Source organism: Streptomyces sp. NPDC005181 (genome assembly GCF_040608395.1).
Taxonomy (GTDB): Bacteria; Actinomycetota; Actinomycetes; order Streptomycetales; family Streptomycetaceae; genus Streptomyces.
The window spans coordinates 24,024-38,621 of sequence record NZ_JBEXID010000037.1; the positions used below are offsets into that span (position 1 = coordinate 24,024).

Annotated in this window: 17 protein-coding genes; 4 read left to right on the forward strand and 13 right to left on the reverse strand. The window is 70.5% G+C overall.

The features are described from left to right. The first annotated feature begins 37 nt into the window (after positions 1 to 37). Positions 38 to 484: a cell division protein SepF gene (gene sepF, locus ABZV38_RS23040; RefSeq protein ID WP_356329733.1), complete on the forward strand. Its 447-nt coding sequence runs from the start codon at positions 38 to 40 to the stop codon at positions 482 to 484. A gap of 39 nt (positions 485 to 523) precedes the next feature. Here the strand turns inward: sepF and ABZV38_RS23045 are convergent, their stop codons facing one another. Next, positions 524 to 1,753 (reverse strand): acyl-CoA dehydrogenase family protein, encoded by a 1,230-nt coding sequence (locus tag ABZV38_RS23045; RefSeq protein ID WP_356329735.1) that lies wholly within the window; start codon positions 1,751 to 1,753, stop codon positions 524 to 526. A gap of 73 nt (positions 1,754 to 1,826) precedes the next feature. After that, positions 1,827 to 3,542 (reverse strand): MFS transporter, encoded by a 1,716-nt coding sequence (locus tag ABZV38_RS23050; RefSeq protein WP_356329737.1) that lies wholly within the window; start codon positions 3,540 to 3,542, stop codon positions 1,827 to 1,829. A 497-nt stretch (positions 3,543 to 4,039) separates the two neighbouring features. On the opposite strand from ABZV38_RS23050, the gene ABZV38_RS23055 reads away from it, so the two are divergent. After that, the gene (locus tag ABZV38_RS23055) at positions 4,040 to 5,044 is read left to right on the forward strand and encodes a phosphatase PAP2 family protein (RefSeq protein WP_356329738.1); all 1,005 of its coding nucleotides are present in this window, start codon (positions 4,040 to 4,042) and stop codon (positions 5,042 to 5,044) included. Positions 5,045 to 5,167: 123 nt separating this feature from the next. On the opposite strand, the gene ABZV38_RS23060 is transcribed toward ABZV38_RS23055, so the two are convergent. From ABZV38_RS23060 to ABZV38_RS23070, 3 genes are all read right to left on the reverse strand, one after another. Continuing rightward, complete coding sequence (locus ABZV38_RS23060) at positions 5,168 to 5,383, reverse strand: I78 family peptidase inhibitor (RefSeq protein ID WP_030917974.1); 216 nt, start codon at positions 5,381 to 5,383, stop codon at positions 5,168 to 5,170. Positions 5,384 to 5,791: 408 nt separating this feature from the next. Beyond that, a complete protein-coding gene (locus ABZV38_RS23065; RefSeq protein WP_356329739.1) occupies positions 5,792 to 6,751 on the reverse strand; it encodes a YafY family protein in 960 nt (319 codons plus the stop codon). 29 nt (positions 6,752 to 6,780) lie between these two features. After that, complete coding sequence (locus tag ABZV38_RS23070) at positions 6,781 to 6,909, reverse strand: hypothetical protein (protein WP_356329741.1); 129 nt, start codon at positions 6,907 to 6,909, stop codon at positions 6,781 to 6,783. Between the two features lie 252 nt (positions 6,910 to 7,161). Between ABZV38_RS23070 and ABZV38_RS23075 the strand changes: the two genes are divergently transcribed. Beyond that, positions 7,162 to 7,944: a hypothetical protein gene (locus tag ABZV38_RS23075; protein ID WP_356329743.1), complete on the forward strand. Its 783-nt coding sequence runs from the start codon at positions 7,162 to 7,164 to the stop codon at positions 7,942 to 7,944. 137 nt (positions 7,945 to 8,081) lie between these two features. Beyond that, entirely contained in the window at positions 8,082 to 8,396 is a 315-nt protein-coding gene (locus tag ABZV38_RS23080) for a hypothetical protein (protein ID WP_356329744.1), read from the forward strand. A gap of 111 nt (positions 8,397 to 8,507) precedes the next feature. Here ABZV38_RS23080 and der read toward each other — a convergent pair whose 3' ends face one another. From der to ABZV38_RS23120, 8 genes are all read right to left on the reverse strand, one after another. Continuing rightward, positions 8,508 to 9,977 (reverse strand): ribosome biogenesis GTPase Der, encoded by a 1,470-nt coding sequence (gene der / locus ABZV38_RS23085; RefSeq protein WP_356329746.1) that lies wholly within the window; start codon positions 9,975 to 9,977, stop codon positions 8,508 to 8,510. A gap of 67 nt (positions 9,978 to 10,044) precedes the next feature. After that, entirely contained in the window at positions 10,045 to 10,701 is a 657-nt protein-coding gene (locus ABZV38_RS23090; RefSeq protein ID WP_356329748.1) for a lysophospholipid acyltransferase family protein, read from the reverse strand. Beyond that, entirely contained in the window at positions 10,698 to 11,414 is a 717-nt protein-coding gene (gene cmk, locus ABZV38_RS23095) for a (d)CMP kinase (RefSeq protein ID WP_356329750.1), read from the reverse strand. Before cmk ends, ABZV38_RS23090 begins: the two co-directional genes overlap by 4 nt. A gap of 124 nt (positions 11,415 to 11,538) precedes the next feature. Next, complete coding sequence (locus tag ABZV38_RS23100) at positions 11,539 to 12,624, reverse strand: prephenate dehydrogenase (protein WP_356329752.1); 1,086 nt, start codon at positions 12,622 to 12,624, stop codon at positions 11,539 to 11,541. Further along, entirely contained in the window at positions 12,621 to 12,983 is a 363-nt protein-coding gene (aroH, locus tag ABZV38_RS23105) for a chorismate mutase (RefSeq protein ID WP_356329753.1), read from the reverse strand. The genes ABZV38_RS23100 and aroH overlap by 4 nt, the downstream gene beginning before the upstream one ends. Before the next feature lie 82 nt (positions 12,984 to 13,065). After that, positions 13,066 to 13,713, reverse strand: coding sequence for a TetR/AcrR family transcriptional regulator (locus tag ABZV38_RS23110; protein WP_356329754.1), 648 nt, complete (start codon positions 13,711 to 13,713; stop codon positions 13,066 to 13,068). A gap of 4 nt (positions 13,714 to 13,717) precedes the next feature. Then, the gene (locus ABZV38_RS23115) at positions 13,718 to 14,080 is read right to left on the reverse strand and encodes a DUF1304 domain-containing protein (protein WP_356329755.1); all 363 of its coding nucleotides are present in this window, start codon (positions 14,078 to 14,080) and stop codon (positions 13,718 to 13,720) included. Positions 14,081 to 14,156: 76 nt separating this feature from the next. Next, positions 14,157 to 14,549, reverse strand: coding sequence for a YidB family protein (locus ABZV38_RS23120; RefSeq protein ID WP_356329757.1), 393 nt, complete (start codon positions 14,547 to 14,549; stop codon positions 14,157 to 14,159). Between the last annotated feature and the right edge of the window lie 49 nt (positions 14,550 to 14,598).

The following is a 14,598-nucleotide window of genomic DNA, read 5'->3' on the forward strand; positions in this document are numbered from 1 at the left end:
GCGGAACACCAAGGAACCGCGGTGAGAGGAGGCGTCCATGGGATCGGTGCGCAAGGCGAGTGCCTGGCTGGGCCTCGTAGAGGACAACGACGAGCGTTACTACGACGACGACGACGAGTACGCCGAGGGTGCACGGACCGGGACCGGCAGTGCCTGGGTGACCGACCCACGGGTGCAGGTGGCGTCCGAGGCGGCCGAGGAGACGGGCCGCCGGATCGCCACCGTCACCCCGGACAGCTTCCGGGACGCGCGCAGCATCGGCGAGCTCTTCCGGGACGGCGTCCCGGTGATCATGAACCTCACGGCCATGGACCCCTCGGACGCGAAGCGTGTCGTGGACTTCGCCGCGGGGCTGATCTTCGGGCTGCGCGGGTCGATCGACCGCGTGGCCACCCGGGTCTTCCTGCTGACCCCGGCCGACACCCAGGTGGTCAGCGGCGAAGCCGCCGGCCGGCCGGCCGACGGCTTCTTCAATCAGAGCTGAGCAGGGCGCTCGCCGGATCGGTCCGGCCGGCGTCCCGTTCTACCGGAATGCGTCCAGACCGGTGAGCGCCTTGCCCAGCACCAGTTGGTGCATCTCCACGGTTCCCTCGTAGGTGAGCACCGACTCCAGATTCGTCGCATGCCGCATCACCGGGTATTCGAGCGAAATCCCGTTGGCGCCGAGGATCGTGCGCGAGGTGCGGCAGATCTCGATCGCCTCCCGCACATTGTTGAGCTTTCCGAAACTGACCTGTTCCGGGCGAAGCCTTCCCGCGTCCATCCGACGGCCCAGATGGTGGGCGAGCAGGATGCCCTTGTGCAGTTCGACGGCCATGTCCGCGAGCTTGGCCTGCGTGAGCTGGAAGCCGCCGATCGGCTTCCCGAACTGTTCCCGGGTCTTCGCGTAGTCGACCGCCGCCTCGAAGCTGGCGCGTGCCGCGCCCATGGCTCCCCAGACGATGCCGTAGCGGGCGTGGCTGAGGCAGCTGAGCGGGCCTCGCAGGCCGGTGACCCCGGGGAGTACGGCATCGGCGGGCAGCCGTACCTCGTCGAGGACCAGCTCACTGGTGACGGAGGCGCGCAGTGACCACTTGTGCTTGATCTCGGGTGCCGAGAAGCCGGGGGTACCGGTCGGCACGACGAAGCCGCGGATGCCGCTGCCGCCACCGCCCTCGTCGGTCTGTGCCCAGACGACGGCCACCCCGGCCACCGAGCCGTTGGTGATCCACATCTTGCGGCCGCTGAGGACCCAGTCCTCGCCCTCGCGCTTGGCGTACGTCCGCATCCCTGCCGGGTCGGAGCCGTGGTCCGGCTCGGTGAGCCCGAAGCAGCCGATGATCTCGCCTGCTGCCATCCCGGGCAGCCACTGCTGCTTCTGCTCCTCCGAGCCGTAACGGTGGATGGCGTACATGGCGAGGGAGCCCTGGACGGAGACGAGCGAGCGGATCCCGGAGTCCGCCGCTTCGAGCTCCAGGCAGGCCAGTCCGTACTGGACGGCGGTGGCGCCCGCGCAGCCGTACCCCTCGAGAGACATGCCGAGGGCGCCGATCGAACCGAGCTCGCGGGCCAGCTCGCGGATGCCGGGCAGCTCGCCGTTCTCGTACCACTCGGCGATGTGCGGCAGCACCCGGTCGGCGGCCCAGGCGCGGACAGTGGAGCGGATCGCGAGGTCCTCGGGGCCGAGCAGATCGTCGATGCCGATCGGGTCGGCGGGGTCGAAGGGCGGCAGCTTCGACGGCTTCGCGGACTCAGCGGACTCGGTGGTGGACATGAGAGTGCCTCCGGCGGCTCGCACGGTACTAAAACTAGCAGTGTTAGTTATGGCGTCGTGCTGACGTTACGGCTCAGTGTGCCGCTCGTCCAGAGCCGGTGGCCTCGGCAGGCTGCCGCCGGGCAGGCAGCGAGAGGGGCCGGTTCGGACGGTCCTGCCCCGGGGCCCCCTGAGGACCGTGGAACGCCTGGGCCTCGCGGGAGTCGCGGTCGTTCTGCGCCTCGCACGGATCGCAGAGATCCAGCGGCGGGCACTCCATCACCCGCGGCAGCCGCAGCGCGGCGAGCGCGCCGAGCAGCAGCAGGCCCGCGCTGACCAGCAGCGTGACATGCAGACCGTTGATGAAGGCGCGCCGGGCGGTGCTCCGCAGCACCTCGCCCAGCGGACCGCCCAGCCGGGACGCCACCTGATAGGCCTCGCCCAGCGAGTGGGACGCGGCGGTGGTGGCCTCGGCGGACACGCCCGCCCGGGGGAGCCTGGCCAGCCCGGGGGCGTAGGCGGCGTTCATCACGCTGCCGAGCAGCGCGATTCCCATGCCCGCACCCAGCTGGTACGAGGTCTCGCCGATGGCCGCCGCGCCACCGGCCCGGTCTGCGGGGGCCTCGCTCAGCATCGATTCGTATGCACCGAAGAGCGTGGACTGGAGCCCGAAGCCGAGCACGACGAACGCCACGGTCAGCAGACCGGGCCGGTCGTGCTGCCCCATCAGGGTCAGGATCAGCACCGAGGCCGCCGTGAGCACGAAGCCCCAGCCGACCATCCGGCGCGGGCCGATCCGGCGCAGGGTGTACGAGCCGGTGGCGCCCGCCGCCATCGCCGCGAAAGTGAGCGGCAGCAGCCGCAGACCGGTCTCCAGCGGGCTGAGATCCAGGACCAGCTGGAGGTACTGGACGGCGATCAGTTCCAGACCGACCAGGGCCAGCATGGCGAGGACGATGCAGCCGACCGCGGTGGAGAAGACGGGCCTGGCGAACATCCCTACGTCGATCAGTGGATGCGGACGGCGCTTCTGACGGCGTACGAACGCGACGATCAGCGCACCGCCCAGGAACAGCGGTACGAGAGTGGCGGGGCCGAAAATGCCCTCGCCGGTGCCCGCGCGCTTCACGCCGAGAACCACACCGAGCACTCCGCCCGCGGCCATCAGCGCGCCGAACACGTCCCAGGGGCCGTCATTGCTGCCCCGCGATTCGGGCAGCAGCAGCCGGCCGACCGGAAGAATCAGGGCCAACAGGGGAATGTTGATCAGAAAGACCGAGCCCCACCAGAAGTGCTCGACGAGGAAGCCGCCGATGACCGGTCCGATGGCCGCGCCGACAGCGGCGACCGCGGTCCACACCCCGATGGCGACGGCCCGCTCACGCCGGTCGGGGAAGACCTGGCGGAGGATCGACAGTGTCGCCGGCATGATCATCGCACCACCGACGCCGAGCAGGGCGCGCGCCGCTATGAGTACGCCCGGACTGTCGGCCATCGCGGCAACCGCGGAGGCGACCGCGAAGAGGGCGTAGCCGAGCAGCAGTATGCGGCGGCGGCCGACCCTGTCACCGAGGGTGCCGAAGAGGATCAGCAGTGAGGCGCAGACCAGCGGATAGGCGTCCACGATCCACAGCAGGCCGACGGCGCTCGGCCGCAGATCCTCGGTGACGGCGGGGACGGCGACGTGGAGCACGGTCGCGTCGAGCGCCACGAGCAACAGGCTGAGGCAGAGGACGACAAGGACGACCCATCGGTTGGCACCGTCGGCGGCTGCGCGCAGCCGGAGTCGGGCTGTGGTCGTCCCGGACATGCATGTACCTCCCAAAAGGCCTCGCGCTCGGCAGGCCAACCGGGGATGCAGCGTCTGCTGCCCCTCCAGGCCCGGCATCGACGGGCGAGTGATCGGTCAGCGTACGCGAGTTCGGTGTGGCCATACGTGGTCCATCTCATACCCCGGCGGACCACGGAGTGTGGCGTACGCCACGCCGGGCCCCGCACGTGGCCCCGGCCGGAGGGCGCCCGTCGCCGCCGTGGGCGCCCGCCGCACTCGCCCCGTGACCGGCCCGGTACCGTCCGTTCACCCGGCCCCGACGGCCGGAGAAATGCATACGGGCATCACTCTTTGTTATTCACGGATACCCAAACACCCTTCCGAAATGAGTCCGGAAAAAAGAGATCAGAAGGTCATCGGGATTCCCCGAACGGTCAGGAAAAGATGCCCGGCTGAGACATAGTCCACATCACATCGTCATCACAAAGCAGCCGGATGGACCGGAACGCACACTCACTCGCTGTAACGTCGATTGGGTGCGTACCGACATCTTTGCCCGGCTGGACCGGGAGCCGGAACCGCCGAAGATAGAGCCACCGCGGATGAGCCGTCACCGCATCGCTCTCTTCGGCGGGACGTTGGCGTTCTATCTCGCCATCGTCTTTGCCGTGCTGATCGGCTCCTGGCTGGTGACCCTGGACTGGAAGGTCATGCTGTTCCGGCCCTACCAGCAGTGGCCCGGAATCCATGCCTTCCTCGACTACTACGTCGTGCTGGGCCAGCGAGGACCCACGGCCGTGATGGTCGCCTGCTGGCTCGGCTGGCGCTCCTGGCGGCAGCACACGCTGCGGCCCCTGCTGACACTGGGCGCCTCGCTGCTGCTGCTCAACCTCACGGTGGGTGCGGTCAAGCTCGGCCTGGGCCGGCTCGGCCCGCACTACGCGACGCAGATCGGCTCCGCGGAACTCTTCGCCGGCGGCGATATATTCCCGTCGGGACACACCGCCAACGCGGTCGTGACCTGGGGAATCCTCGCCTACCTGGCCACCACCCCGAGGGCCAGGCGCTATCTGTCGGCCGTATCGGCAGTCGTCTCGCTCGGGGTCGGGCTCACGACCGTCTATCTCGGCACGCACTGGCTCAGCGATGTGCTGCTGGGCTGGACCGCAGGGCTGCTGATCCTGCTGGGCCTCCCGTGGGTCGAGCCGCTGATCACCCGCGCCGAGGACTGGATCTTCGCGGTGCGCGAGCAGTGGCGCGCGCGGGGCAGGGCAGTGCCTTCGATGCCTGTCGCGGTCGGCGGCCCCCGGACCCTGCCGCCGCAGCCGGACGGCGTCGGCGCCACGGACGAGGACCCGGTGCTCGAACCGGTATCTGCGGGAAGCCGCCCGGCGGCCGCAGCAGGGGGGACCCGGCAACGGGCCCACACGCTGCGCTCGGAGCGGACGCCCATCACCCCGGCCGGCAGTCGCCGCCCGCCGCACGCGGACCGTACGGCCCGCGGCGGCACCAGCCCGGCCCGCCCGCTGAGCGGCGGCTGACGGACCGCACCCCACACTCCGGGGACGGTACGCACAGCCTCACCCCGCACCGTCAAGGCCCCGACCTCGGTCGGGGCCTTGCTCATGTCGTGTGTGTCGCAGCCGTCCGGCGGCGGTGCGGTCTCAGCCCACCCAGCAGCGGGTCACGACGGCGTCGTCGACCTCGAAGTTGATCCGTCCGGCCCGGTACTCCATGGTGATGATCGCGCCCGGCGGCAGGGATCTGACACTGCTCCAGCCACGCGCGCGGGCCCTCCGCTCGGCGGCTTCGGCGGCGAGGCCGACATACGCGCCGGGCGTGTCGTCGGGCTGTGCGGGAGGGGTCGGTATAGGTGCCATGTCTCTCACCGTAGGCGGCCACGGGCGGGTTCGGAAGCCTGGCTCCGGTGCCGGCGCGGCATCCTCACGTACGCCACCGGTCACGCTTGTGTCACAGGATCACCACATGCGTTTGCTCGAACCGCCTCACTCGATCGTGCGGTCCGTAAGCCGACGCACAGTAATCGCAGACGCCGAAGAATGATCACGGAACAGGCGACGGAACCAAACGAATTTCGGTTTACCAGGCAGTCGAAATTTCCGTCCGGGACGGTGTCGGGAAAATGAGTCGGCCACCGGGAATTCACGCTTACTTATGGCGGCCTTATCTTTTGGTCACGATATCCACACCATCGGACCGGGACGGCCGCCCACATCCACCCGTATACCGGACACAGCAAGCTGACAGCCGAAAGAGCACGGCACGGTTCAGTCGAGCGCCCGGGACAGCCGGTCCCGGGCGGTCCGGATCGCGTCGGTGAGCTCCTGCGGTTCGACGACTTCGAAGTCGAAGCCCATGAGCATCACATGGATCACCAGAACGTCCAGACTGGCCGCCCCGGTATGCAGCAGGCAGCTGTCCGCGTCGATCCGCTCCAGCACGCCGGAGGACGGCGAGATACGCTCGGCCGCCCGCTCGACGGGCACCTTCAGCCGGATCACGGCGTGCGCCGCGTACGCCGTGGTGGAGACGCTCTTGGAGACATACGCGGCCAGGTCCTCGGCGGGCGGGCGGCGCGGGACGAAGCGGGGGCCGTGCGGCGGCGTGGGGGTGATCCGGTCCGCCCGGAAGGTTCGCCAGTCCGCGCGGTCCAGGTCCCAGGCGACGAGATACCAGCGGCGCTCGGTGCACACCAGCCGGTGGGGTTCGACGGTCCGGCGCGATACGGAGCCGTCATGGGTGCGGTACGCGAAGCGCAGCCGCTCACTGTCCCGGCAGGCCCCGGCCAGCTCGGTGAGAACGCCCGGGTCGACGGTCGACGCCTCGGGTCCGCGCAGCATGAGCACGGTGAAGGCGCTCAGCGCGCTCACCCGGCGGCGCAGCCGGTTCGGCAGTACCTGTTCGAGCTTGGCGAGTGCGCGTACGGAGGTCTCCCCGATGCCCTCCACGCCGTGGCCGGCCGCCGTGCGCAGCCCGACTGCGACCGCGACGGCCTCCTCGTCGTCGAGGAGCAAGGGCGGCAGCTCGGCCCCGGCACCGAGCTGATAGCCGCCGCCGGTGCCGGGGCTCGCGTTGACCGGATAGCCGAGCTCCCGAAGCTTGTCGACGTCGCGCCGGACGGTCCGGGGAGTGACGCCGAGCCGGTCGGCGAGCTCGGCGCCGGACCAGTCCCGATGGGCCTGCAGCAGTGAGAGCAGGCGCAGCAGCCGTGCCGAGGTCTCCAACATGGGACGAGTCTGCCAGCGGTTGCGGACAGCTACCGTCCGCGATCCGCATCGGCCTGCTGCACGGCCGGTCCCGGCCCACGCAGAGGTCGTTGCCGGGCGAGCAGGACGGCGACAAACCAGCTGCCGTTCCACTCGACGTACAGACGAGTTTCAGCCACTGGATACGTTCCTAGATTTCCTGATTTGTCGACCTGTCGTCACACCTGTCGCCCACCGCGCCCAGTCCCGCCGATGCGGGTTCGATCAGCGGGTATTGACCGGGAGCAAACCCATCGGTCCCCCGATTCACCCTCTGCGCCGGATGGTTCGATTCCGTTCCTTTTCCCGCGTGACCCCGGCCGCGGGTCACCCGTTGTCTGTTCATGAGCCGGGAACCACCCGGCGCACGCACCGAGTTCGAGGAGCCACCCGTGCCGCGCATGCTCGACGTCAGCGAGGACGTACGCGCCGAGATCGGCGATGCCGAAGCCGACCGGCTGCTCGTCGGCGACAACGCCCCAGGCAGCTACGACTGCACCTCCTGCCGCACCCCCGGCGACTCGGGGCAGGAGCGCACCAGCACGGTGCTGTTCGTCGGTGACGAGACCGCCGTGCTCGCCTTCGCCCACGCGACCTGCATCCCCTCCCAGGTCGTCCAGGTCTCCGAGGAGCAGCTGCAGGGCGCTGTGCGCAGCATCACCGGAAGCGAGCCGGAGACCCCGGAGGGCCTCATGCCCGAGCAGGCCGTCCTGGGCATCACCAGCGGACTCGTCCTGATCGACGACGAGCTCCACCCGGCGCTGGTCGTCGAGCCGACCGGCGCGATCGCCCGACCCGGCACGGACGGCAGCAGGGGCGACGAGTTCCTGCAGCTCCTGCTGGAGCAGGGTTTCCACCCGGTCCACCGGATGGACCGGGTGCCCGCCGTGCTGCACGGCTGGTCGATCCTGCTCGCCATGGGCCAGCTGCACGCCGTGCTCCAGCCGGGTACGGGCGGCGGCGCCCCGGTCGCCTGGTGGCAGGCCCATGCACCACTGCAGGTCACCGAGGGCTGGCGGGCCGCGGCCAACAAGTCGCAGACCGTGCTCGTCTTCGCCGCCCCGGCCGGATCGATCGGCCAGCAGCCCCGTGAGGACCTGCTGCGCGACGCCCTGGAGAAGGCCGCGGCCGGCGGCCTCCTGGTCGCGGCCGCGATGCCGCTGGCCGGGACCTGATCGTGTCCGTACGCTCCTCGCACCCCCGGCGATCAGCTATTTCTCCGCCGGGCCCGCATCCGACGGCTGATGGGGTCGTTGGCACATACGTGCACGCATACGACCCCTCCCACCAGCGTCCGAGCCCGATCCCTGCCATGCGCCCGTCGCAGGACCCCTCGGGCGGTCAGTCCCCCACCCCCATCTACGACGCGCTGTACTCCGAGTACCGCAGGTCGTTCCGGGCGCTGCCAGGTGATCGGAGCGGCGAGGAGAACCTGGCCTTTGTGACGTTCGGGACCGGTATGTTCGGCAGCCGGGTCCCGCTGAGCAGCCACTCCAGCCACTCGGGTCATTCAGGCCACTCCAGCCCGGGTACGCACACCGGAAGCCTCGGGTCCTGGCAGCGGGTCGGCCGGCACGCAGGGCGCCCCCAGCCGGCGGCGCTGCCCCCGGGATCCCGGGGAGCCTGACCGCACGGCGAAGCCCGGACATGACGAAGCCCCGCACCGTCCACAACAGGAACGGTGCGGGGCTTCGTCATGTCCGGCGCCATGGCCGGGACGGGACGGATCAGGCCAGCGTCACTTCTTGCGGCCTCGCTTCTCGCGGACCCGCACCGAGATGTGGATCGGGGTGCCCTCGAAGCCGAACTCCTCGCGCAGCCGACGCTCGACGAAGCGGCGGTAGCCGTGCTCCAGGAAGCCGGAGGAGAAGAGCACGAACCGCGGCGGCTTGGTGCCTGCCTGGGTACCGAAGAGGATGCGGGGCTGCTTGCCGCCGCGGACCGGGTGCGGGTGGGAGGCGACGATCTCACCGAGGAAGGCGTTCAGCCGACCGGTCGGGATCCGGGTCTCCCAGCCCTCGATCGCGGTCTCGATCGCCGGGACCAGCTTCTCCATGTGGCGGCCGGTGAGGGCCGAGACGTTGACCCGGGGGGCCCACGCGATCTGCGCGAGCTCCGTCTCGATCTCGCGCTCCAGGTAGTAGCGGCGCTCCTCGTCGAGGGTGTCCCACTTGTTGTACGCGACCACGAGCGCGCGCCCGGCCTCCACGGCCATGGTGATGATGCGCTGGTCCTGGACGCTGATGGACTCGCTGGCGTCGATCAGGACGACGGCGACCTCGGCCTTCTCGACGGCGGCCGCGGTACGCAGCGAGGCGTAGTAGTCCGCGCCCTCCTGGAGGTGGACGCGGCGGCGGATACCGGCCGTGTCGATGAACTTCCAGGTGATGCCGCCGAGCTGGATCAGCTCGTCGACCGGGTCACGGGTGGTGCCGGCCATTTCGTTGACGACGACCCGGTCCTCGTTCGCCACCTTGTTCAGCAGCGAGGACTTGCCGACGTTCGGACGGCCGATGAGCGCGATGCGGCGCGGGCCGCCGAGCGCGATGCCGAAGCGCTGGGCCGGGGCCTCGGGCAGTGCTTCGAGGACGGCGTCGAGCAGGTCGCCGGTGCCACGGCCGTGCAGCGAGGAGACCGGGTGCGGCTCGCCGAGACCGAGCGACCAGAGCGCGGTGGCGTCGGCCTCGCCGCTCTGGCCGTCGACCTTGTTGGCACACAGCACGACGGGCTTGCCGGCCCGGCGCAGCAGCTTGACGACGGCCTCGTCGGTGTCGGTCGCGCCGACGGTCGAGTCGACGACGAAGACGACCGCGTCGGCGGCCTCGATCGCGTACTCGGCCTGGGCGGCGACGGAGGCGTCGATGCCCAGCACGTCCTGCTCCCAGCCGCCTGTGTCGACGACCTTGAAGCGGCGGCCGGCCCATTCGGCCTCGTACGTGACACGGTCCCGGGTGACGCCGGGCTTGTCCTCGACGACCGCCTCACGGCGGCCGATGATCCGGTTCACCAGGGTCGACTTGCCGACGTTGGGGCGGCCGACGACGGCAAGGACGGGCAGCGGGCCATGACCCGCTTCGTCGATCGCGCCCTCGACGTCCTCGACGTCGAAGCCCTCCTGCGCGGCGAGCTCCATGAACTCCGCGTACTCGGCGTCGCCAAGCGCTCCGTGCTCGTGGTCCGAGCCGTCGGAGTGAATCTGGTCGTTCATGAAGTCCGTTCCTCTTTGCATCATCATCGATGGACCACGATCACGCGGCCCACTACTCAAGTCTTACCTAGCGCCCGGTGAAACGTCTGGCGTTCTCCAGGTGCGAGGTCAGCCGTGCCTGGATCCGCACGGTCGCCTCGTCCAGCGCCTTCCGGGTCCGCAGGCCACTTCCGTCGCCCGCGTCGAAGGCATCGCCGAAGACGACATCGACCCCGCTGCGCAACGGCGGCAGTGCCGATATCAACCGTCCGCGGCGCTCGGTGCTTCCCATGACGGCCACAGGCACGATCGGCGCCCCGCTGCGTACCGCGAAGTACGCGAGCCCGGCCCGCAGCGACGCGAAGTCTCCTTCGCCCCGGGTGCCCTCCGGGAAGATCCCGAGCACCCCACCGTTCTCCAGCACACCGAGGGCCTGGGTGATGGCGGTGCGGTCGGCGCTCGTACGGTCCACCTTCAGCTGACCGATTCCGCGCAGGAACGGGTCGAGGGGGCCGACGAACGCCTCCTTCTTGATCAGGAAGTGGACGGGCCGGGGCGCGGTGCCCATCAGCATCGGCCCGTCGATGTTGTGGGAGTGGTTCACCGCGAGTATGACGGGTCCGGAGGCGGGTACCCGCCACGCACCGAGGACGCGGGGCCTCCACAGCCCGTACATCAGCCCGATCCCGATCCCGCGCCCGACCGCCGCTCCGCGCAGCGTGGGCGTGCCAGAGGCTGCGGTCACTTCGCGGCCCGCTTCTCCTCGACAAGGGTGACGACGCACTCGATGACCTGCTGCAGGGTCAGGTCGGTGGTGTCCACCTCGACCGCGTCGTCCGCCTTGGCGAGCGGCGAGGTCTTGCGGCTGGAGTCCGCGGTGTCCCGCTTTATCAGCGCCTCCTTGGTGGTGGCGAGATCGGCGCCCTTCAGCTCTCCGCTGCGGCGGGCCGCGCGGGCCTCCGGGGAGGCGGTCAGGAAGATCTTGAGGTCGGCGTCCGGCAGCACGGTGGTGCCGATGTCACGGCCCTCGACGACGATGCCGATCTCGGCGCCGGCGGCGATGGACCGCTGCAGCTCGGTGATCCGGGCACGCACTTCGGGGACCGCGCTGACGGCGCTGACCTTCGAGGTGACCTCCTGCGTACGGATCGGGCCCGCGGCGTCCTCGCCGTCGACCGTGATCGTCGGGGCGGCCGGGTCCGTGCCGGAGACGATGACCGGCTTCGCCGCGGCGGTCGCGACCTCCACGGCGTCCTGCACGTCGATGCCGTTGTTCAGCATCCACCAGGTGATGGCCCGGTACTGGGCGCCGGTGTCCAGGTAGCTCAGGCCGAGCTTGGCGGCGACGGCCTTCGACGTGCTCGACTTGCCGGTGCCCGAGGGCCCGTCGATGGCGACGATCACTGCGGCCGGGGCCGTCCGGGCTGCGGCGCTTACGGTTTCCACGGTGGTGGACACCTTCCTGGTACACGGGGTGGGCGGGACAAGGGCGCGCGAACCCGCCCCGCACAAGGTTACCGAGTGTCGGGACGGTCCTTTGCACCCCTGTGGACAACTGCCGCGTACCCCGGCGGCCGGGGGCCTACTGGCGGATCGACCAGCCCCGCTCGCGAAGCGCCGCGGCCAGTGCCGGGGCCGCGCTCGGCTCGACCATCAGCTGCACCAGGCCGGCCTGCTGCCCGGTGGCGTGCTCGATACGGACGTCCTCGACGTTGATCCCGGCCTTGCCCGCGTCCGCGAAGATCCCGGCCAGTTCGCCCGGCCGGTCGCTGATGAGCACGGCCACGATGTCGTATGCCGCCGGGGCCGCCCCGTGCTTCCCGGGGACCCTGATCCGGCCCGCGTTCCCGCGGCGCAGGACGTCCTCGATGGAGTCGGTGCCCTCGCGGCGCTTGTCGTCGTCACCGGACTGGAGGCTGCGCAGCGCCCGGACCGTCCCCTCCAGATCGGCGGCGACCCCGGCGAGCACATCGGCGACCGGTCCGGGGTTCGCGGAGAGGATCTCCACCCACATCCGCGGATCGGAGGCCGCGATCCGGGTGACGTCCCTTATGCCCTGGCCACAGAGGCGTACGGCCGTCTCGTCGGCCTCCTCCAGGCGGGCGGCGACCATCGACGAGATCAGCTGCGGGGTGTGGGAGACGAGGGCGACGGCCCGGTCGTGGGCGTCGGCGTCCATGACGACCGGGACGGCGCGGCAGAGCGCGACCAGCTCCAGGGCGAGGTTGAGGACCTCGGTGTCGGTGTCCCGGGTCGGCGTGAGGACCCAGGGACGGCCCTCGAAGAGGTCGGCGGTGGCGGCAAGGGGGCCCGAACGCTCCTTGCCCGCCATCGGGTGCGTACCGATGTACGGCGTGAGGTCGACGCCGAGGGCTTCCAGCTCGCGGCGGGGGCCACCCTTGACGCTGGCGACGTCGAGGTAGCCGCGGGCGATGCCGTCCCGCATGGCGGTGGCGAGCACCGAGGCCACATGGGCGGGCGGTACGGCGACGATCGCCAGGTCGACGCGTCCCTCGGGCGCCTCGTCCGTACCGGCGCCGAGCGCGGCCGCCGTACGGGCCGATGCCGGGTCGTGGTCGACGAGGTGGACGTGGATGCCACGCCCGGCGAGGGCGAGGGCTGCGGAGGTGCCGACCAGGCCGGTTCCGATGACGACGGCGGTTCTCACTGGGCAATGTCCTTGCGGAGGGAGGCGGTGGCACCGAGGTAGACATGCTGTATCTCGGACTTGGCAAGGTACGTCTCGACATGGGCGAGGATGCGCACCACGCGGGGCATCGCCCCCACGATGTCGAGCTCCTGGGCGCAGATCAGCGGTACGTCGACGATGCCGATGCCCCGGGCGGCGGCGGCCGGGAAGTCGCTGTGCAGATCGGGGGTGGCGGTGAACCAGATGCTGATCAGGTCGTCGGCAACGAGGCCATTGCGCTCCAGGACGGCGGTGAGCAGGGCGCTGACCTGCTCTTCCATGTGTCCGGCTTCGTCCCGCTCCAGCTGGACTGCTCCACGGACCGCTCGTACCGCCACGTCTGGCTCCTCACTTCTTCGTGCGCTTCTCTTCGTGCCGCTTCGTACTCGTCGCGCCTGCTCTGTGCCCGCCTGCGCGATTTCAGCCTAGAGGGGCAGGGCGATGGGCGACCGGGGTGCTCTGTGGGTGAGACGCGAGGTCAGCGGGGGCGGCGGCGGTGTGCACGGCGAGCAGCATCTTCCAGATCCCGCCCGCCAGCTGCGCCGGTGTGGCGTCGGTCCGGCCGTGCACCCAGTCGGCCAGGACGCCGGTGAACAGTCCGGCGACGGCGCTCGCGATCAGATCCTCCCCGGAGTCCGGCGGGCGGCGCCGGTGCAGTTCGCCGATGCTGCGCTGCCGCAGCTCCTGGTGAAGCAGCTCGCCGAGCGGTCCGCCGCCGCCCGCGCGCAGCAGGCTCCGGTAGACCTCGGCCCGGGTGCGGACGGTATCCAGCAGGGTGACGAGGTCGGCAGGGGGCGCCTCGGGACCGGGCGGCACCTCGTCCCAGGCGTGCAGGGCCTCGACCGCCTGCCGGACGAGCTCCGCGCAGGCGTCGACGGCCAGGGCGCGCAGATCGTCGTAGTGCAGATAGAAGGTGGCCCGGCCGACGCCGGCCCTGCGGGCCACGTCGGAGACGCTGACTTGGTCGAGTGGCTGTTCCTCGCAGGCCGCGAGGAGCGCCTCGCGGAGCTTGCCGCGGGTGCGTGCGGTGCGGGGGTCGCCGCTGCCTGCCGTCACTGCGGGCGTCATGGGCTCAGCCCGCGAGCAGGACGAGGACGAGGGCCGCGGCGGCGGGGACCGCCTGGACGAACAGGATCTTGCGGTTCACGGTGGCCGCTCCGTACACCCCGGCGACGATCAGGCAGCCGAGGAAGAAGATCTGCGCCTGGTACGCGACAGGGTCGCCCGCGATCAGACTCCAGACGAGTCCGGCGGCCATGAACCCGTTGTAGAGGCCCTGGTTCGCGGCGAGCGGGGCGCTCTCCCGGGAGAACTCCGGGGTGGTGGCGAAGACCTTCCGGCCGCGCGTGGTGTCCCACAGGAACATTTCGAGGACCAGGAAATAGGCGTGGATCAGCGCGACCAGTGCGACCAGCACTTGGGCTGCGGTGTGCATGGCGGACGGCCTCCCGTATCGAGTTCCTGGACAACTGTACAGGAACTCGATACCGGGTCCGGCCGCCCGGGGACGCTCAGAGCGCCTGCGCGCGAATCAGGTCCTCGAGCGAGCCGCCCTTCGGGACCTCGCCCGCGGGGGTCAGCTTGTCGACCGCCTCGGGCAGCGACCTGGCGATGTCGTCGGCCGCCTGCTCCGTCGACACACCCGCCTCCTGCGCAACCTTCTGCAGGGTCTCGTCCGGCAGCGCCTGCGCGATCTGGGCACCGCTCACCGGCTTGTTCTCGCCGGTGCCGACCCAGGACTGGGCCTGGTCGAGGAGGCCGGACTTGGTGAGCATCCCGATCAGGCCCTCAAGAGCGTTCGCACCGCCCCCGGCCCCGCCGCCCGTGTTGCCGCCCAGCGTGCCCAGCAGCACTCCGAGGATGTTCCCGGCACTGCCCGGAACCTCCGCCCTGGCTCCCGCCACCCAGCAAGCTGCCCAGCAGACTGCCGAGGTCGTTTCCTGCCATGGCTCT

Coding starts and splice junctions, on each gene's coding strand:
- ABZV38_RS23045 (WP_356329735.1), bottom strand. CDS start 1,753: ATGTCCACCACCGAGTCCGCTGAGTCCGCGAAGCCGTCGAAGCTGCCG.
- ABZV38_RS23115 (WP_356329755.1), bottom strand. CDS start 14,080: ATGCACACCGCAGCCCAAGTGCTGGTCGCACTGGTCGCGCTGATCCAC.
- sepF (WP_356329733.1), top strand. CDS start 38: ATGGGATCGGTGCGCAAGGCGAGTGCCTGGCTGGGCCTCGTAGAGGAC.
- ABZV38_RS23110 (WP_356329754.1), bottom strand. CDS start 13,713: ATGACGCCCGCAGTGACGGCAGGCAGCGGCGACCCCCGCACCGCACGC.
- ABZV38_RS23050 (WP_356329737.1), bottom strand. CDS start 3,542: ATGTCCGGGACGACCACAGCCCGACTCCGGCTGCGCGCAGCCGCCGAC.
- ABZV38_RS23080 (WP_356329744.1), top strand. CDS start 8,082: ATGCGCCCGTCGCAGGACCCCTCGGGCGGTCAGTCCCCCACCCCCATC.
- ABZV38_RS23065 (WP_356329739.1), bottom strand. CDS start 6,751: ATGTTGGAGACCTCGGCACGGCTGCTGCGCCTGCTCTCACTGCTGCAG.
- der (WP_356329746.1), bottom strand. CDS start 9,977: ATGAACGACCAGATTCACTCCGACGGCTCGGACCACGAGCACGGAGCG.
- ABZV38_RS23060 (WP_030917974.1), bottom strand. CDS start 5,383: ATGGCACCTATACCGACCCCTCCCGCACAGCCCGACGACACGCCCGGC.